General features: G+C 65.7%; 14 protein-coding genes. 8 read left to right on the top strand and 6 right to left on the bottom strand.

The window, feature by feature from the left end:
• Positions 1-112: 112 nt before the first annotated feature.
• Positions 113-2,020 (bottom strand): sigma-54-dependent Fis family transcriptional regulator, encoded by a 1,908-nt coding sequence (locus THL1_RS15870; RefSeq protein WP_069084133.1) that lies wholly within the window; start codon positions 2,018-2,020, stop codon positions 113-115.
• Positions 2,021-2,241: 221 nt separating this feature from the next.
• On the opposite strand from THL1_RS15870, the gene THL1_RS15875 reads away from it, so the two are divergent.
• The 6 genes from THL1_RS15875 to THL1_RS15900 all read left to right on the top strand — a co-directional run bounded on the left by THL1_RS15875 (position 2,242) and on the right by THL1_RS15900 (position 9,388).
• Positions 2,242-2,640, top strand: coding sequence for a MerR family transcriptional regulator (locus THL1_RS15875; RefSeq protein WP_028630063.1), 399 nt, complete (start codon positions 2,242-2,244; stop codon positions 2,638-2,640).
• Positions 2,641-2,682: 42 nt separating this feature from the next.
• Positions 2,683-3,846: an isovaleryl-CoA dehydrogenase gene (locus THL1_RS15880; RefSeq protein ID WP_069084134.1), complete on the top strand. Its 1,164-nt coding sequence runs from the start codon at positions 2,683-2,685 to the stop codon at positions 3,844-3,846.
• A 70-nt stretch (positions 3,847-3,916) separates the two neighbouring features.
• Positions 3,917-5,524: a carboxyl transferase domain-containing protein gene (locus THL1_RS15885; protein ID WP_069084135.1), complete on the top strand. Its 1,608-nt coding sequence runs from the start codon at positions 3,917-3,919 to the stop codon at positions 5,522-5,524.
• A gap of 109 nt (positions 5,525-5,633) precedes the next feature.
• Positions 5,634-6,428, top strand: a complete 795-nt coding sequence (locus THL1_RS15890; protein WP_069084136.1) for a gamma-carboxygeranoyl-CoA hydratase — start codon at positions 5,634-5,636, stop codon at positions 6,426-6,428.
• Between the two features lie 2 nt (positions 6,429-6,430).
• On the top strand, positions 6,431-8,374 hold the full coding sequence (locus THL1_RS15895) for an acetyl/propionyl/methylcrotonyl-CoA carboxylase subunit alpha (RefSeq protein ID WP_069084137.1): 1,944 nt from the start codon (positions 6,431-6,433) through the stop codon (positions 8,372-8,374).
• A 108-nt stretch (positions 8,375-8,482) separates the two neighbouring features.
• On the top strand, positions 8,483-9,388 hold the full coding sequence (locus THL1_RS15900; RefSeq protein WP_069084138.1) for a hydroxymethylglutaryl-CoA lyase: 906 nt from the start codon (positions 8,483-8,485) through the stop codon (positions 9,386-9,388).
• Between the two features lie 192 nt (positions 9,389-9,580).
• On the opposite strand, the gene THL1_RS15905 is transcribed toward THL1_RS15900, so the two are convergent.
• The 4 genes from THL1_RS15905 to THL1_RS15920 all read right to left on the bottom strand — a co-directional run bounded on the left by THL1_RS15905 (position 9,581) and on the right by THL1_RS15920 (position 14,045).
• Entirely contained in the window at positions 9,581-10,999 is a 1,419-nt protein-coding gene (locus tag THL1_RS15905) for a short-chain fatty acid transporter (protein ID WP_069084139.1), read from the bottom strand.
• Between the two features lie 291 nt (positions 11,000-11,290).
• Positions 11,291-12,469 (bottom strand): acetyl-CoA C-acetyltransferase, encoded by a 1,179-nt coding sequence (locus THL1_RS15910; RefSeq protein ID WP_069084140.1) that lies wholly within the window; start codon positions 12,467-12,469, stop codon positions 11,291-11,293.
• A 190-nt stretch (positions 12,470-12,659) separates the two neighbouring features.
• The gene (locus tag THL1_RS15915) at positions 12,660-13,316 is read right to left on the bottom strand and encodes a CoA transferase subunit B (protein WP_069084141.1); all 657 of its coding nucleotides are present in this window, start codon (positions 13,314-13,316) and stop codon (positions 12,660-12,662) included.
• Between the two features lie 30 nt (positions 13,317-13,346).
• On the bottom strand, positions 13,347-14,045 hold the full coding sequence (locus THL1_RS15920) for a CoA transferase subunit A (protein WP_069086536.1): 699 nt from the start codon (positions 14,043-14,045) through the stop codon (positions 13,347-13,349).
• A gap of 125 nt (positions 14,046-14,170) precedes the next feature.
• Here THL1_RS15920 and THL1_RS15925 point away from each other — a divergent pair, with 125 nt between their 5' ends.
• Both THL1_RS15925 and THL1_RS15930 read left to right on the top strand, forming a co-directional pair.
• Positions 14,171-15,079, top strand: a complete 909-nt coding sequence (locus tag THL1_RS15925) for a LysR family transcriptional regulator (protein WP_069084142.1) — start codon at positions 14,171-14,173, stop codon at positions 15,077-15,079.
• 61 nt (positions 15,080-15,140) lie between these two features.
• Positions 15,141-17,096: an acetoacetate--CoA ligase gene (locus THL1_RS15930; protein ID WP_069084143.1), complete on the top strand. Its 1,956-nt coding sequence runs from the start codon at positions 15,141-15,143 to the stop codon at positions 17,094-17,096.
• A 126-nt stretch (positions 17,097-17,222) separates the two neighbouring features.
• Here the strand turns inward: THL1_RS15930 and THL1_RS15935 are convergent, their stop codons facing one another.
• Positions 17,223-17,819, bottom strand: a complete 597-nt coding sequence (locus THL1_RS15935) for a DJ-1/PfpI family protein (protein WP_069084144.1) — start codon at positions 17,817-17,819, stop codon at positions 17,223-17,225.
• Between the last annotated feature and the right edge of the window lie 57 nt (positions 17,820-17,876).

The following is a 17,876-nucleotide window of genomic DNA, read 5'->3' on the forward strand; positions in this document are numbered from 1 at the left end:
TCATTCGCCAAGCAGGCCGAAGGTCTGCCTCTGGATATTCGGGGGCAACTGCGTTGCCCTTGGCGAATGAATTCGCCCCTACAAGGACTATTCGCCCCTACTCGGAATTGAGTCATCCCCTGAGTTGCTTCAACTTGCGATACAGCGTCGCGCGGCTGATGCCAAGGGAATCGGCGGCGGCCGAGACGTTGCCCTGGTGACGGTCCAGCGCGCTGCGGATCAGTTCCAGCTCGTTCTCGCGGATGCTGCCGGGCTGGCGGCAGCTGGCGGTGAGTTCGTCCAGCAGGCTGTCGGTGAGGTGGTCGAGGCCGAGCACCTTTTCACCCTCCTCGCGCATGGCCAGGGCCGAGCGCAGGACCATTTCCAACTGGCGGATGTTGCCCGGCCAGTCGTAGCCGGACAGCAGCTCGGTGAGGTCCTTGTCGAGGCTGACGCTGGACGCGCCGAACTTGTGCAGCACGCTGGCGATCATGCCCGCCAGGTCCTCCCGCTCACGCAGGGCCGGCAGACGCAGGCTGACGCCGTTGACGCGGTAATAGAGGTCTTCGCGGAAGTGCTTGTCCTGCACCAGTCGCTTGAGGTCGCGGTGGGTGGCGCAGATCACCGCGACGTCAATGTCCTGCTCTTCGCCCGCCCCCAGTGGGGCCACCTTGCGTTCCTGCAGCACCCGCAGCAGGCGAGCTTGCAGGCTAAGGGGCATATCGCCGATTTCGTCGAGAAACAGGGTGCCGCCGTGGGCCTGCATCAACCGTCCGACCATGCCGCCCCGGCGCGAACCGGTGAAGGCGCCTTCGCGGTAGCCGAACAGTTCGGACTCGATCAGGCCTTCGGGAATGGCCGCACAGTTCACCGCCACGAAGGGTTTGTCCGCACGCGGTCCGGACTGGTGCAGGGCACGGGCCACCACTTCCTTGCCGGTGCCGGTTTCGCCCAACAGCAGCACCGGCAGTTCGTTGGCCAGCCCCTGGCGTGCCATGCGCAGGGCACGGGCGAAGCGGCTGTCGCGGCCGGCCAGCTCTTCCAGTATCTGGGCCTTCTGCGCGGACGGCACCTTGGCTGCCGGTGCAGGGCCGCTCAGGTTGGTGTGGCGCGGCACCTGCAAGGCACGGAAGAAGAACTCGCCCTTGGCGGTCTGCACGCTGCTCACGCCGCCCTGCAGCAGGCGGGCGATGAACTGCGGCGAACGCTCGCCGATAAGGTCGCTCGAACGCCGGCCCACCAGGGCTTCACGGCGTATTTGCAGCAGGTCGCAGGCGCGTTCGTTGGCGGCCAGCACTTCGCCGTCGAGGCTCAGGGCGAGCAGGCCATGCCAGGCGCTGCCGAGGTACTGCGGGCGGTTGTGGAAGGCCAGCACCAGGTGGTCCGGGTAGCAGAGGCCGAACATGCGGCTCTCGATGTTGCCCGCAGCCAGCATCAGGGTGGAGAGGTTGTCCTGGGGCTGGGCCATGACCCCTTCGCGGGTCAGGTCGAGCACACCCACCACGCGGCCCTGGGGATCACGCAGGGGCACCGAGGTACAGGAGAAAGGGCTGAGGCGGTCCAGGTAGTGTTCGCCGCAGTTGATCAAGGTCGGGCGCCCTTCCACCACCGCCGTGCCAATGGCGTTGGTGCCGCGCTGGGATTCGCTCCAGCAACTGCCGGGGCGCAGGTCGCGCAGGCCAAAGGTCTTGAGGAATTCGGTCTGGCCCTCGATGGCCAGGACGTTGGCCTGGGCGTCGCCCAGGATGATCAGCCCGCCCTTGCCCTGCTGGCTGACCAGGTACTCCAGTTCCGGGGTGGCGGCATCGATCAGCAGGCGGTTGCTGTCCAGCAGCAGTTGCAGGTCGTGGCCCTGTTCCAGCCCCACATGATCGCCTTCCAGGCAGTTGAGCCCGTGACCCAGGCTGCGCCGCCACGACGCATCGATTTCGTCGCGCAGCACGCCTTCGGGCAGTTCGCCTTCACTGGCCAGTTTCAAACGAGCCTGACGCGACTCGTGCAGTGGATCGGCAGCGGTTTTTATTCGAATGTCTTGCGCCATCTCTCGCTCCAGCGTTCGCCCCGGCATGGGTCGGCGGTCAAGTCGCACGCCTTGAATGTCTACACCCCCGGCCCGCGTCCGTAAAGAGCGGGCCCACCTCCCCCCAGGCAGCAAGTATCAGGCCATTCCAGCCGTCGACTGCCGTTGTGCAGCGTAGTTGACAGTCAGGTTGGCACAGGTTTACGTTAACGTAAAGGTAAACACAGCCACGAGCCCTGACCATGCCCACCACCTACAGCATTTCCGACCTGGCCCGCGAACTGGACGTCACCACCCGCGCCATCCGCTTCTATGAGGAGCAAGGCATGCTCAGCCCCGAGCGCCGTGGCCAGGAGCGCATCTACAGCCCGAAGGACCTGGTGGCGCTGAAGCTGATCCTGCGCGGCAAGCGCATCGGCTTCTCCCTGGCCGAGTGCAAGGAGCTGATCGACCTCTACGACCCCAGCAGCGGCAACCGCAAGCAGCTGCAAACCTTCATGGACAAGATCGCCGCGCGCCGCGCGCAACTCGAACAGCAACTGCTGGATATCCAGCAGATGCAGCTGGAACTGGATACGGCCGAAGAGCGCTGCCTGGCGGCCATGGCCGAAACCGAACGCAAACAGGGCGTCAATGCCTGACCCCTCCCCCACTCACCGACAATGACAAGCACAGGTGTAACGATGAGCTATCCCACCCTCAACTTCGGTCTCGGCGAGACCATCGACATGCTGCGCGACTCCGTCTATCAGTTCGCTCAGGCCGAGCTGGCTCCGCGTGCCGCTCAGATCGACCGCGATAACGAGTTCCCCATGGACATGTGGCGCAAGTTCGGCGACATGGGCCTGCTGGGCATGACCGTGGAAGAGGAATACGGCGGCACCGACATGGGTTACCTGGCTCATGTTGTAGCCATGGAAGAGATCAGCCGCGCGTCCGCCTCGGTCGGCCTGTCCTACGGCGCCCATTCCAACCTGTGCCTCAACCAGATCCGCAAGAACGGCACTCACGAGCAGAAGCTCAAGTACCTGCCCAAGCTGTGCTCCGGCGAGCACGTCGGCGCGCTGGCCATGAGCGAGCCCAACGCCGGCTCGGACGTGGTGTCGATGAAGCTGCGCGCCGAGAAGAAAGGCGACCGCTACGTACTCAACGGCAACAAGATGTGGATCACCAACGGCCCGGATGCCAACACCTACGTGATCTACGCCAAGACCGACGTCAACGCCGGCTCGCGCGGCATGACCGCCTTCATCGTCGAGCGCGACTACAAGGGCTTCTCCCGCCACCAGAAACTGGACAAGCTGGGCATGCGCGGCTCCAACACCTGCGAGCTGGTGTTCGAAGACGTTGAGGTGCCTGCGGAAAACATCCTCGGTGCGGAAGGCCGTGGCGTGGCCGTACTGATGAGCGGCCTGGACTACGAGCGCACCGTGCTCTCGGGCGGCCCGACCGGGATCATGACCGCCTGCATGGACGTGGTGCTGCCCTACGTGCATGAGCGCCAGCAGTTCAAGCAGTCCATCGGCGAATTCCAGCTGGTACAGGGCAAGCTGGCCGACATGTACGCCGGCATGAACGCCTCCAAATCCTACCTGTACACCGTGGCCAAGGCCTGCGACCGCGGCGAGGAATCGCGCAAGGACGCCGCCGCGGTGATCCTCTACACCGCCGAAATGGCCACCAAGATGGCCCTGGACACCATCCAGCTGCTCGGTGGCAATGGTTACACCAACGAGTACCCGGCCGGCCGCCTGCTGCGCGACGCCAAGCTCTACGAAATCGGCGCCGGCACCAGCGAAATCCGCCGCATGCTGATCGGCCGCGAGCTGTTCAACGAAACCAAGTGACCCGTAGGGTGCGCTGTGCGCACCGGAAACTGCGAAGCGGTGCGCATGGCGCACCCTACAGGAATCGAAGATGGCCATCCTGCACACCCAGATCAACACCCGTTCCCCGGAGTTCGCCCGCAACAGCGCCGCGATGCTCGAACAGGTCGGCGCCCTGCACACGCTGCTCGGCCGTATCCATGAAGGCGGCGGCGCCAAGGCCCAGGAACGCCACACTTCGCGCGGCAAGCTGCTGCCCCGCGAACGCATCAACCGCCTGCTGGACGCTGGCTCGCCCTTCCTCGAAATCGGCCAGCTCGCCGCCCATGAGGTCTACGGCGAAGACGTACCCGCCGCCGGCGTGGTGGCCGGCATCGGCCGCGTGGAAGGCGTGGAATGCATGATCGTGGCCAACGACGCCACGGTGAAAGGCGGCTCCTACTACCCCCTGACCGTGAAGAAGCACCTGCGCGCCCAGACCATCGCGCAGCAGAACCGCCTGCCATGCATCTATCTGGTGGACTCGGGTGGCGCCAACCTGCCGCGCCAGGAAGACGTGTTCCCCGACCGCGAACACTTCGGCCGCATCTTCTTCAACCAGGCCAACATGAGCGCCATGGGCATTCCGCAGATCGCGGTGGTCATGGGCTCCTGCACCGCCGGCGGCGCCTACGTTCCGGCGATGTCCGACGAAACCATCATGGTGCGCAACCAAGCCACCATCTTCCTGGCCGGCCCGCCGCTGGTGAAGGCCGCCACCGGCGAGGTGGTGACCGCCGAAGAGCTGGGCGGCGCCGACGTGCACTGCAAGACCTCGGGCGTGGCCGACCACTATGCCGAAAGCGACGAACACGCCCTGGCGCTGGCCCGCCGCAGCATCGCCAACCTCAACTGGCGCAAGGCCGGCGAACTGAACCTGCGCACCCCGCTCGCCCCGCGTTTCGCCAGTGACGAGCTTTACGGCGTGATCCCGGCCGACGCCAAGCAACCCTTCGACGTGCGCGAAGTCATCGCTCGTCTGGTGGACGACTCCGAATTCGATGAGTTCAAGGCGCTGTTCGGCACCACCCTGGTGTGCGGCTTCGCCTACCTGCATGGCTACCCCATCGCCATCCTCGCCAACAACGGCATCCTCTTCGCCGAAGCCGCGCAGAAAGGCGCGCACTTCATCGAACTGGCCTGCCAGCGCGGCATCCCACTGCTGTTCCTGCAGAACATCACCGGTTTCATGGTGGGCAAGAAGTACGAGGAAGGCGGCATCGCCAAGCACGGCGCCAAGCTGGTGACGGCAGTGGCCTGCGCCAAGGTGCCGAAGTTCACCGTGATCATCGGCGGCAGCTTCGGCGCCGGTAACTACGGGATGTGTGGCCGCGCCTACGACCCGCGCTTCCTGTGGATGTGGCCCAACGCGCGCATCGGCGTGATGGGCGCCGAGCAGGCCGCCGGCGTGCTCACTCAGGTCAAGCGCGAGCAGAGCGAACGCGCCGGCCACAGCCTGAGCGCCGAGGACGAAGCACGCATCAAGCAGCCGATCCTCGAGCAGTACGAGCGCCAGGCGCATGCGTACTACTCCAGTGCGCGACTGTGGGACGACGGTGTGATCGACCCGGCGCAGACCCGCGATGTGCTTGGCCTGGCCCTCTCCGCCAGCCTCAACGCCCCGATCGAGCGGACCACCTTCGGCGTGTTCCGGATGTAATGCATGCAACTCCCCTCTCCCTCTGGGAGAGGGGCCGGGGGTGAGGGAAGCCAGCCCTCACTGGGACCCCAGGCATTCGGTGCGCACGGCGCACCCTACAGGATCGACCATGACCGACTTCACCACCCTGCAACTGGACATCACCGACAACGGCGTCGCCACCCTCTGGCTCAACCGCCCGGAGAAGAACAACGCCTTCAACGCCGGGATGATCCGCGAGCTGATTCTCGCCCTGGATGCCGTCAAGGACCACGGCAAGGTGCGCTTCCTGGTTCTGCGCGGCCGTGGCCGGCACTTCTCCGCTGGCGCGGACCTGGCCTGGATGCAGGAATCCGCCCAGCTCGACTACAACGCCAACCTGGACGATTCCCGCGAGTTGGCCGAGCTGATGTACAACCTCTACCACCTCAAGGTGCCCACCCTGGCCGTAGTGCAAGGCGCGGCCTTCGGTGGCGCGCTGGGCCTGATCAGTTGCTGCGACATGGCCATCGGCGCGGTGGACGCGCAGTTCTCCCTGTCGGAAGTGCGTATCGGCCTTGCGCCGGCAGTGATCAGCCCCTTCGTGGTGCAGGCCATCGGCGAGCGCGCTGCGCGCCGCTATGCCCTGACCGCCGAGCGCTTCAGCGGCGAGCGCGCCCGCGAGCTGGGGCTGCTCGCCGAGTGCTACCCGGCCGGGGAACTGGACGAAGCCGTCAGCAGCTGGACCGCCAATCTGCTGCAGAACAGCCCGCAGGCCATGAGCGTCTCCAAGGACCTGCTGCGCGAAGTCGGCAGCGGCGTCCTCAGCCCCAACCTGCGCCGCTACACCGAAAGCGCCATCGCCCGCATCCGTGTGAGCCCCGAAGGCCAGGAGGGTCTGCGCGCCTTCCTGGAAAAACGCAAGCCGTCCTGGCAGGAGCAATAACCATGATTACCACCCTGCTGATCGCCAACCGCGGTGAGATCGCCTGCCGCGTCATGCGCACCGCCAAGGCGCTGGGCATCCGTACCGTGGCCGTGCACAGCGCCATCGACCGCAACGCCCGCCATGTGCGCGAAGCCGATATCGCCGTGGACCTGGGCGGCGCCAAGCCAGCGGAAAGCTACCTGCTGGTGGACAAGCTGATCGCCGCGGCCAAGGCCAGCGGCGCCCAAGCCATCCACCCCGGCTACGGCTTCCTCTCCGAGAACGCCGCTTTCGCTCGCGCCATCGCCGACGCTGGCCTGATCTTCCTCGGCCCGCCAGCCACCGCCATCGACGCCATGGGCAGCAAGTCCGCCGCCAAGGCCCTGATGGAAGCCGCCGGCGTACCCCTGGTGCCCGGCTACCACGGCGAAGCCCAGGACCTGGACACCTTCCGCACCGCCGCCGAGCGCATCGGTTACCCGGTGCTGCTGAAAGCCGCCGCCGGTGGCGGTGGCAAGGGCATGAAGGTGGTCGAGCGCGAAGGCGAGCTGGCCGAAGCCCTGGCCTCCGCCCAGCGTGAAGCCCAGTCCGCCTTCGGCGACTCGCGCATGCTGGTGGAGAAGTACGTCCTCAAACCACGCCACGTGGAAATCCAGGTATTTGCCGACAGCCACGGCAACTGCCTGTACCTGAACGAGCGCGATTGCTCCATCCAGCGCCGTCACCAGAAAGTCGTGGAAGAAGCGCCCGCCCCCGGCCTCTCGCCGGAAATCCGCAAGGCCATGGGTGAGTCCGCCGTGCGTGCCGCCCAGGCCATCGGCTACGTCGGCGCCGGCACCGTGGAATTCCTGCTGGATGAACGCGGCGACTTCTTCTTCATGGAAATGAACACCCGCTTGCAGGTGGAACACCCGGTTACCGAAGCCATCACTGGCCTGGACCTGGTGGCCTGGCAGATTCGCGTGGCCCGTGGTGAAGCGCTGCCCATCACCCAGGAGCAGGTGCCGCTGATCGGCCATGCCATCGAAGTGCGCCTCTACGCCGAAGACCCGGACCAGGACTTCCTGCCCGCCAGCGGCCGTCTCGCGCTCTACCGCGAAGCCTCCGCCGGCCCCGGCCGCCGCGTGGACAGCGGGGTTGCCGAAGGTGACGAGGTATCGCCCTTCTACGACCCGATGCTGGCCAAGCTGATCGCCTGGGGCGAAAACCGCGAGGAAGCCCGCCAACGCCTGCTGGCCATGCTGGATGAGACCGCCGTGGGCGGTTTCAAGACCAACCTGGCCTTCCTGCGCCGCGTGCTGGCCCACCCGGCCTTCGCCGATGCGGAGCTGGACACCGGCTTCATCGCCCGTCACCAGGAGCAGCTGCTACCCGTCCCAACCGCCCTGCCCCCGGCCTTCTGGCAGGTGGCCGCCGAAGCCTTCCGCCAGGGCGAAGCCGAGCGCGTACGCGGCGACGACCCGCACTCGCCGTGGAGCCGTAACAGCGGCTGGCGCGCCGGCCTGCCGAGCGAAACCGACCTGCACCTCGCCTGCGGCGATGAGCGTCAGGTGGTGCGTCTGCGCGGCACCGCCGCCAGCCCGATCCAGCTCACGGGCGAGCGCATCACCCTGGCGCAGGACGGCCTGCGCCGCCAGCACCTGGCGATCCGTCGCGACGAAACCCTCTACCTGGAATGGGACGGCGAGCTACGCAGCGTCAGCCGCGTCGACCCGATCGAAGAAGTCGAAGCCAGCCACGCCCACCACGGAGGGCTGACGGCGCCCATGAACGGCAGTATCGTGCGCGTCCTGGTGGAAGCTGGTCAGAAGGTGGAAGCCGGCACCGCCCTGGTGGTGCTCGAAGCCATGAAGATGGAACACAGCATCCGCGCGCCCCACGCAGGCAGCGTCAAGGCGCTGTATTGCAGCGAAGGCGAACTGGTCAATGAAGGCACGGCGCTGGTTGAGCTGGAAGAGGCCTGAGGCCACGCCCGGTGCGCGCGGCGCACCCTACCCCGCGTAGGGTGCGCCATGCGCACCGATGCATTTGCCCCGTAGGGTGGACATCGCCCCGAATCGAGAGATGACGCAATGACTATTCCCACCAAGGTCCGCCTGGTCGAAGTCGGCCCGCGCGACGGCCTGCAGAACGAGAAGCAACCCATCAGCGTCGCCGACAAGGTGCGCCTGGTGGACGACCTCACCGCCGCCGGTCTCGGCTATGTCGAGGTGGGCAGTTTCGTCTCGCCCAAGTGGGTGCCGCAGATGGCAGGTTCCGCCGAGGTCTTCGCGCAGATCCAGCGCAAGGCCGGGGTCACCTACGCCGCCCTGGCGCCGAACATGAAAGGCTTCGAGGCCGCCCTGGAAGCCGGGGTGAAGGAAGTGGCGGTGTTCGCCGCCGCGTCCGAGTCCTTCTCGCAGAAGAACATCAACTGCTCCATCGCCGAGAGCCTGGAGCGTTTCGTGCCGGTGATGGAAGCGGCCAAGGCCCACGGCATCAGCGTGCGCGGCTATGTGTCCTGCGTGCTGGGCTGCCCCTATGAGGGTGAGGTGCCGGCCGAGCAAGTCGCCGCCGTCGCCGCCGAACTCTATGCCATGGGCTGCTATGAAGTGTCCCTGGGCGACACCATCGGCACCGGCACCGCCGGCGCCACCCGCCACCTGCTCAACGTGGTGGGCACCCGCGTACCGCGCGACCGCCTCGCCGGCCACTTCCACGACACCTACGGCCAGGCCGTGGCGAACATCCACGCCAGCCTGCTGGAAGGCATCACCGTGTTCGACAGCTCGGTCGCCGGCCTCGGCGGCTGCCCCTATGCCAAGGGCGCCACCGGCAACGTCGCCACCGAGGACGTGCTCTACCTGCTCAACGGCATGGGCATCGAGACCGGCATCGACATGGGCAAGCTGGTGGACGCCGGCCAGCGCATCTGCGCGGTGCTCGGCAAGGAGAATGGCTCGCGGGTGGCACGGGCGATTCTGGCGAAGAGGGGCTGACGTCATTTGCCAAGGAGCGCGTCAGCGCTCCTATGGCGGTAGGTTGGGTAGAGGAACGAAACCCAACAGGCGGACTGTCGAGCCGCGCAGATACCGTCCCGAACGCTAATCGTTGGGTTTCGCTACGCTCTAGCGGAACGCCGCCCGCACCAACCTACGGAGCCGTGCCTTGCGTAAGTTCGTTCGCAAGCGTTACGGCATTACCGGCGGCACATACGTCAGCGTCGTTCCTAGCCCCCACAGCAGCACCATCACCAGCGGGATGTGCACCAGTAGCTGGACGAAGGAGAAGCCGATCAGATCGCGGGCCTTCAGGCCCAGCACACCCAGCAGCGGCAGCATGTAGAAGGGGTTGATCAGGTTCGGCAGCGCCTCGGCGGCGTTGTAGATCTGCACCGACCAGCCCAGGTGGTATTGCAGCTCGTTGGCCACCTGCATCACGTAGGGCGCCTCGATGATCCACTTGCCGCCACCAGACGGGATGAAGAATCCCAGCACGGCCGAATACACACCCATCAGCAGTGCGTAGGTGTCGTGGTTGGCGATCTGCACGAAGAAGGTGGAGATGTGGTGGGCCAGGGTCTCGCCATCCACGCCCTTCACCGTGGTCATGATCGCGGCGATGGAGCCGTACAGCGGGAACTGGATCAGCACCCCGGTGGTGGTGGGCACTGCGCGGGCCACGGCATCCAGGAAGCTGCGCGGACGCCAGTGCAGCAGTGCGCCAGCCATGATGAACAGCAGGTTGTAGGTGTTCAGGCCGGAAATGGCGGTGATCGCCGGCTTGCTGGCGAACTCCTGGGCCAACCAGCCACCTGCCAGTACCACCAGCAGGATGATCAGCAGCGGGCTGTGTTCCAGCCACTCGCCCGGACGGGTCGGCTTGACCTGCTGCGGTGCGGCGAAGCTCGGGTCCACGCCACAGGATTTGGCATCACGCGCGCTGGCGGCGCTGGGGGCGGTCATGTAGGCGATCACCAGCGACACCACCATCAGCGCCAGCAGCATCACACCCGACTGCCAGAGGAAGATGGTTTCGGTGAAGGGAATCACGCCGGTAATGGCGAGGATCGACGGCGGCAGGCTGGCCGGGTTGGCCTGCAGCTGCGCGGCCGACGAAGACAGGCCTAGGGCCCAGACAGCGCCCAGGCCCAGGTAGGCGGCGGCACCGGCGGCACGGTAGTCCATCTTGAGTTCTTCACGGCGGGCCAGGGCACGCACCAGCAGGCCGCCGAACACCAGGGAGAGGCCCCAGTTCAGCAACGACGCGACCATGGAGATCAGCGCCACCCAGCACACCGCCGAACGGCCGTTCTTCGGTACGCGGGCCAGCAGGTCGATCAGGCGCGAGGCCGGTCCGGAACTGGCGACCACGTAGCCGCCGATGACCACGAAGGCCATCTGCATGGTGAAGGGGATCAGGCTCCAGAATCCGTCGCCAAAGGCCTTGGCGGCCTGGCTGGCCGGCGCGCCCATGGCAAGGGCGGCGACCGTCACCAGGAGTATGGCGACTGCGGCAAAGACCCAGGAATCGGGGAACCAGCGTTCCGCCCAGTTCGAGCAACGCATGGCAAAGCGTGCTGAGCGGCTTTCTTGAAGTTGTGTGGCCATCGGGTACCTCGGGAGTGTTGTTTTTATCGGCAATCGCCCAGCCGCAATTGCGGCCGGGCGCCGGGACAGTGGTCTTGATCGAATCCGAGGGTCTTTGCCCTCTTTCTGTCTGAAACGACGACGCCACGCCCATGAGGGGCATGGCGAGGTCTGGTGCCCGTGACCTTTCGGCCTTGGGCTCGTGCGTGATGGCCTTGCGAGGACCTGGACATAGCAGGTCCGCTTTAATCTTTTTTCGTAGGTTAGGCTTCGCGTAGCTCTGCCCAACCTACGGGTAATGCGTTTCCGGTATCAGCGCTCGATGGCCAGGGCCACGCCCTGGCCGCCGCCGATGCACAGGGTCGCCAGGCCCTTCTTCGCATCGCGCTTGATCATCTCGTGCAGCAGGGTCACCAACACGCGGCAGCCGGAGGCGCCGATGGGGTGGCCGAGGGCGATGGCGCCGCCGTTGACGTTGACCTTGGCGGTGTCCCAGCCCAGTTCCTGGCCAACCGAAAGCGCCTGGGCGGCGAAGGCTTCGTTGGCTTCGATCAGGTCGAGGTCAGCGAGGTTCCAGCCAGCTTTCTCCAGGCAACGCCGGGTTGCCGATACCGGGGCAATGCCCATGATCGCCGGGTCGACACCGGCATTGGCGTAGCTCGCGATACGCGCCAGCACCGGCAGGCCAAGGGCCTTGGCCTTTTCAGCGCTCATCAGCAGCACGGCAGCGGCGCCGTCATTGAGGCTGGAGGCGTTGCCGGCGGTAACGCTGCCGTCTTTCTTGAAGGCGGGCTTTAACTTGGCCAGGGACTCGGCGGTGGTGCCGGCGCGGGGCTGCTCGTCGGTGGCGAAGGCAACCGGGTCGCCCTTGCGCTGCGGGATCAGGATCGGGGTGATCTCGGCCGCAAAGCGCCCGCCCTCGATGGCGGCCACGGCCTTCTGCTGCGAGGCGGCGGAGAACGTGTCCTGGGCTTCACGGCTGATGCCGTACTTCTGCACCAGATTCTCGGCGGTGATGCCCATGTGGTAGTCGTTGAAGGCGTCCCACAGGCCGTCCTGGATCATGGTATCGACCAGCTTGGTGTGCCCCATGCGCAGGCCGGTGCGGGCACCGGGCATGACGTAGGGCGCCAGGCTCATGTTCTCCTGGCCGCCGGCGATGATGACCTCGGCGTCGCCGCAACGAATGGCCTGGGCTGCCAGGTGCAGGGCCTTGAGGCCGGAGCCGCAGACCTTGTTCAGGGTCAGGGCCGGCACCGCATGGGGCAGGCCGGCGAGCATGGCGGCCTGACGCGCCGGGTTCTGGCCGGAACCGGCGGTGAGTACCTGGCCGAGAATCACTTCATCGACGATGGCGCCGTCGATGCCGGTCTGCGCCAGCAGCTGGCGGATGACCGCAGCGCCCAGTTCCGGCGCGGGAATGTTCGCCAGGGCGCCCTGGAAGCTGCCAATGGCGGTACGGGTTGCGGCGACGATTACGACGTCTTGCATATTTGATTCTCCTGGACCACAGCGGGGACCGTAGGTTGGTGTTGAGCGAAGCGAAACCCAACGATCCGAGCTAACCGGCAAATGATGGGTATCGCTCCGCTCGCGGAAAGCCGCCCTACCCATCCTACGAAAAAAAGACCGTCCCGAAGGCAGACCGTGCGTGGTGGTCTCCTCCGAGACGGCAGAGCAATCAGAACGTCATTTCGACCACGTCGTCGGGAACGATCAGGCGGCCGGCGGTCTTCTCGGCGATCTCGGCGATGCTCACGCCCGGCGCGGTTTCGCGAAGGATGAAGACACCGTTCTCGATCTCCAGGTAGGCCAGGTCGGTCAGCACCTTGCGGATGCAGCCGGCGCCGGTCAGCGGTAGCGAGCAGCTCTCCAGCAGCTTGGACTCACCGTCCTTGGAAGCGTGGGTCATGGTGACAATGATGTTGTCGGCACCGGCCACCAGGTCCATGGCGCCGCCCATGCCCTTGACCAGCTTGCCGGGGATCATCCAGGAGGCGATGTTGCCCTGCACGTCCACTTCGAACGCACCAAGCACGGTGAGGTCCACATGGCCGCCGCGGATCATCGCGAAGGATTCGGCGGAGGAGAAGATCGAAGCGCCCTTCACTGCGGTGACGGTCTGCTTGCCGGCGTTGATCATGTCGGCGTCCACTTCAGCGTCGGTGGGGAAGGCGCCCATGCCGAGCAGGCCGTTCTCGGACTGCAGCATCACTTCCATGCCTTCGGGTACGTAGTTGGCAACCAGGGTCGGGATGCCTATCCCTAAGTTCACGTAGTAGCCGTCTTTCAGTTCGCGGGCCACGCGCTGGGCCATCTGTTCGCGGGTCAGTGCCATGTCGGTTTCCTCGAATTCTTTTTGTCGTGATCAGGCGCGAACGGTGCGCTTTTCGATGCGTTTTTCGAAGCTGCCAAGAATCACGCGATCAACGTAAATGCCCGGAGTGTGAATCTGGGTCGGGTCCAGCTCGCCTGGCTCGACGATCTCTTCCACCTCGACCACGGTGATGCGGCCGGCGGTGGCGACCACCGGGTTGAAGTTCTGCGCGGTGTGGCGATAGACCACGTTGCCGAAATGGTCGGCCTTCCAGCCTTTGACGATGGCGAAATCGCCGGTGATGGACGGCTCGAGGATGAATTTGCGGCCGTTGAATTCACGCACTTCCTTGCCTTCAGCGACTGGGGTGCCGTAGCCGGTGGCGGTGAAGAAGGCCGGGATGCCAGCACCGCCTGCGCGCAGTTTCTCGGCGAGGGTACCTTGCGGGGTCAGTTCGACTTCCAGTTCGCCGCTGAGCAGCTGCTTCTCGAACAGGGCGTTCTCACCGACGTAGGAGGCGACCATCTTGCGGATCTGGCGGTCTTCCAGCAGCACGCCAAGGCCGAAGCCGTCGACGCCGCAGTTGTTGGAAACCACGGTGAGGCCGCTGACGCCAAGGCGGCGGATCTCGGCGATGAGGTTCTCGGGGATGCCACAGAGGCCGAAACCGCCGGCCAGGACGGTCATGTTGTCGGTCAGCCCGTCCAGGGCTTCCTCGTAGCTGTATACGCGCTTGTCGAGTCCACTCATGCTCATGTGCCTCTTGTCGTTATGGGTCGCGGCGGAGAACCGCCGGTGAGTGGGCCAGAGCTTCTCCCGCACAGACTGATTTGTTAAGTTTGTTTTTCCTAACAATTAATAAGCAAACCAAATCAATGACCATCAAGCAGTTGCGCGCCTTCCTCGCCGTGGCGCAGAGCCTGAGCTTCGCCCAGGCCTGCGAGCGGCTGCACCTGTCCCAGCCGGCGCTGAGCCTGGCGATCAAGAACCTGGAAGATTCCCTGGGCGGCCAACTGCTGGTGCGCACCACCCGCAGCGTGGCGCTGACGCCCGAGGGCGAAACCCTGCTGCCCATCGCGCGGCGCCTGCTGGCGGACTGGGACAACGCGGAGGAACTGCTGCGCCAGCACTTCACCCTGCAGCTGGGCAAGGTCTCCATTGCCGCCATGCCTTCGTTTGCCGGCAACCTGCTGCCGGCGGCGCTCAAGGCCTTCCGCGACCAGCACCCCAAGGTCAACGTGGCGGTACATGACGTGATCAACGAGCAAGTGCTGGAAATGGTGCGTAACCGCCGCGTGGAACTGGGCATCGCCTTCGAGCCCGACTCCCTCGACGGCCTCGACTTCACCCCCTTCTATACCGACCGCTTCGTGGCCGTGGTTCCGGCAGACTGCGAACTGGCCCAGCGCGCCGACGTCGGCTGGGCGGAGCTGCTGCAAGGCAACTTCATTACCCTGCAGCGCCCTTCAGCCGTGCGCCTGCTGCTGGAGGAAAGCATCGCCCCGCTGCATGGGCGCCTGCCCGTGGCCTTCGAGAGCCATCAGTTGGTGACGGTCGGGCGCATGGTTGCCCAGGGGCTGGGCGTCAGCGCAGTACCCAGCCTGTGCATCCAGCAGATGCAGGAATTGGGCGCGCATTGCATCGCACTGCACAGCCCGCAGGTGGAGCGCCGCGTGGGACTGCTGCGCCTGTCCGAACACACGCTCTCCACCGCCGCCCAGGCACTCAGCGATGTGCTGCTGCACGTGCGGGACTGGAGCCTGCTGGAGCTGCCCCAGCCCTGAGTCAAGGCCTATGCTCAATAACAACCGGACGACCCAAGACTCACTCGATGAGGATGCGCAGATGGAGCAGCCACTGTGGACCCCCAGCCCGCTGCGAATCGCCGCGACCCGTATGGACGCCTTCCGCCGCCGGGTCAGCCAGCAACAGGGCCTGGACCTGCCCGACTACCCGGCCCTGCACGCCTGGAGCCTGGATCGCCGCGAAGCGTTCTGGCAGGCGATAGTCGAATTCTTCGATATCCGCTTCAGCACACCACCATCGGCGGTGCTGGAAGAAGGCGCGGCCATGCCCAGCGCCCGCTGGTTCCCCGGTGGCACCCTGAATTTCGCGGAGCACCTGCTGCGTCGCCGCGACAGCCATCCGGCCCTCGTCGCCCTGGGCGAAGACGGCAGCCGCGTGCAACTCACCTACGCCGAACTGGCGAACCATGTCGCGGGCCTGCAGCAGAGCCTGAAGGCGCTGGGTGTGGGCGTTGGCGACCGGGTCGCGGCCTTCATGCCCAATACCTGGCAGGCAGTGGTGAGCATGCTCGCCGCCACCAGCCTGGGAGCCACCTGGTCGTCCTGCTCACCGGACTTTGGCACCCAGGGCGTGATCGACCGCTTCGGCCAGATCGAACCCAAGGTGCTGATCGCCTCAGCCGGCTACCGCTATGCCGGCAAGAACCTCGACCAGACAGTCAAGCTCAATGAAATCCTCGAGCGCATGCCCTGGCTGGAGCAACTGGTGGTGGTGCCCTATTCCCGTCCGGAAGCGCAGCCGGCGGATTTCGCCACCCGCGCGCGCGTCGCCCTGTGGAACGACTTCTACCAGCCCGGCGGCGAGCCCGTGTTCACTCCGGTGCCCTTCGATCATTCGCTGTACATCCTTTATTCCAGCGGAACCACCGGCGTGCCAAAGTGCATCGTCCACGGCGCGGGCGGCACCCTCTTGCAGCACGTCAAGGAACACGGCCTGCATTGCGACCTGACGGCATCGGACACCCTGTTCTACTTCACCACCTGCGGCTGGATGATGTGGAACTGGCTGGTGTCGGGCCTCGCCCTGGGCGCGACTCTGGTGCTCTATGACGGTTCGCCCTTTCACCCCGCCCCAGAGCGTCTGATGGACCTGATCGATGCCGAGGGCATCAGCATTTTCGGCACCAGCGCCAAGTACCTGGCCGCCCTGGAAAAGGCCGGCGCCAGACCGCGCCAGAGCCACCGGCTGGAACGCCTGAAGGCGCTGCTCTCCACCGGCTCGCCACTGTCTCACGAGAGCTTCGAGTTCGTTTACCGCGACATCAAGAACGAGTTGTGCCTGTCGTCCATCTCGGGCGGCACGGACATCGTTTCCTGCTTCGCCCTGGGCAACCCGGTGCTGCCGGTCTGGCGCGGCGAGCTGCAGTGCAAGGGTCTCGGGATGGACGTGCAGGTGTGGAACGAAGACGGCAAGCGCGTGTTCGCCGAGAAAGGCGAGCTGGTCTGCGCGCGGCATTTCCCGTCGATGCCGGTGGGCTTCTGGAATGACTCGGAGGGGGTGAAGTTCAAGGCCGCCTACTTCGACACCTTCCCCGGCGTCTGGGCCCATGGCGACTACGCCGAGGAAACCCCACGCGGCGGCCTGGTGATCCACGGCCGCTCCGACGCCGTACTCAATCCCGGCGGCGTGCGCATCGGCACCGCGGAAATCTACCGCCAGGTGGAAAAAGTGGAAGAGGTGCTGGAGTCCATCGCCATCGGCCAGGACTGGGAGAGCGATGTGCGCGTGGTGCTGTTCGTCCGCCTGCGGGACGGCGTGACGCTCGACGATACCCTGCGCGAGCACATCCGCCAGGTGATCCGCGCCAACACCACACCACGTCATGTGCCGGCAAAGATCATCGCCGTGGCCGACATCCCCCGTACCCTGAGCGGCAAGATCGTCGAATTGGCGGTACGCAATGTGGTGCATGGCAGGCCGGTGAAGAACACCGATGCCCTGGCCAATCCGCAGGCGCTGGAGTTTTACAGGGACCTGCCGGAACTCCAGAGCTGAAGGCCGAACACCTGTAGGGGCGATTTCAATCGCCAACCGGACCGCAGGTTCGGCCTGCGAGGTTTCAGGGGGCAGCTGCGCCGCCCTTGTCGATTGAAATCGACCCCACAGATGAGTGCATCGCGCCTACAGATACGGCCGAATCACACCCAGGGCCCGCTCGACAAAAGCCTCCTTCTCCCCCACCGGCGCCACATAGTGCAGCGCCGTGGCGCAAGCGTCCTCGCCGGCCAGCCTGGCGATCACCCAGGCCGCCAGGTAGGGCGCGGACAGGCAGCCGCCGGCGGTGGCCAGGTTGCCATTGGCAAAGAACGGCTGATCCAGTACCTGAACCCCGGCTTCGATCACCCAAGGCTTGGTGGTGAGGTCCGTGCAGGCCGGTAGATTGCCGAGCAGGCCAAGCCTGGCCATCAGCAAGGCCCCGGAACACTGCGAGCCGATCAACTGACGCTGCGGGTCCAGGCGCAGGCGGTCGAGGATGCTGCGATCCTGGGCGATGTCGCGAGTCAGGATGCCGCTGCCGAACAGCACCACATCGGCGGTGTTGGCCGCCTCCAGCGGTTGCTGGGCCTGGACCCGCACACCGTTCATCGAGGTGACCCACTCGCTGGGGGCGGTGATTTCCGCCTGCCAGCCCTGCCCGCGCAGGCGGTTGAGCAAACCTGCGGCCACGAAGGAATCCAGTTCGTTAAAACCTTCGAACGTCAGAACGGCGATACGCATCACGACCTCCCGGATCGGTTGGGTGCATGGGGCGAATCTATGCGGGTCGGGGTGCGG

The organism is Pseudomonas sp. TCU-HL1 (genome assembly GCF_001708505.1).
Classification (GTDB): Bacteria; Pseudomonadota; Gammaproteobacteria; order Pseudomonadales; family Pseudomonadaceae; genus Metapseudomonas.

What these genes read in the sequence shown, in the direction of transcription:
- THL1_RS15920 (WP_069086536.1), bottom strand. Translation starts at nt 14,045, where the DNA reads ATGAGTGGACTCGACAAGCGCGTATACAGCTACGAGGAAGCCCTGGAC.
- THL1_RS15880 (WP_069084134.1), top strand. Translation starts at nt 2,683, where the DNA reads ATGAGCTATCCCACCCTCAACTTCGGTCTCGGCGAGACCATCGACATG.
- THL1_RS15870 (WP_069084133.1), bottom strand. Translation starts at nt 2,020, where the DNA reads ATGGCGCAAGACATTCGAATAAAAACCGCTGCCGATCCACTGCACGAG.
- THL1_RS15875 (WP_028630063.1), top strand. Translation starts at nt 2,242, where the DNA reads ATGCCCACCACCTACAGCATTTCCGACCTGGCCCGCGAACTGGACGTC.
- THL1_RS15900 (WP_069084138.1), top strand. Translation starts at nt 8,483, where the DNA reads ATGACTATTCCCACCAAGGTCCGCCTGGTCGAAGTCGGCCCGCGCGAC.
- THL1_RS15925 (WP_069084142.1), top strand. Translation starts at nt 14,171, where the DNA reads ATGACCATCAAGCAGTTGCGCGCCTTCCTCGCCGTGGCGCAGAGCCTG.
- THL1_RS15910 (WP_069084140.1), bottom strand. Translation starts at nt 12,469, where the DNA reads ATGCAAGACGTCGTAATCGTCGCCGCAACCCGTACCGCCATTGGCAGC.
- THL1_RS15915 (WP_069084141.1), bottom strand. Translation starts at nt 13,316, where the DNA reads ATGGCACTGACCCGCGAACAGATGGCCCAGCGCGTGGCCCGCGAACTG.
- THL1_RS15890 (WP_069084136.1), top strand. Translation starts at nt 5,634, where the DNA reads ATGACCGACTTCACCACCCTGCAACTGGACATCACCGACAACGGCGTC.
- THL1_RS15905 (WP_069084139.1), bottom strand. Translation starts at nt 10,999, where the DNA reads ATGGCCACACAACTTCAAGAAAGCCGCTCAGCACGCTTTGCCATGCGT.
- THL1_RS15895 (WP_069084137.1), top strand. Translation starts at nt 6,431, where the DNA reads ATGATTACCACCCTGCTGATCGCCAACCGCGGTGAGATCGCCTGCCGC.
- THL1_RS15935 (WP_069084144.1), bottom strand. Translation starts at nt 17,819, where the DNA reads ATGCGTATCGCCGTTCTGACGTTCGAAGGTTTTAACGAACTGGATTCC.
- THL1_RS15885 (WP_069084135.1), top strand. Translation starts at nt 3,917, where the DNA reads ATGGCCATCCTGCACACCCAGATCAACACCCGTTCCCCGGAGTTCGCC.
- THL1_RS15930 (WP_069084143.1), top strand. Translation starts at nt 15,141, where the DNA reads ATGGAGCAGCCACTGTGGACCCCCAGCCCGCTGCGAATCGCCGCGACC.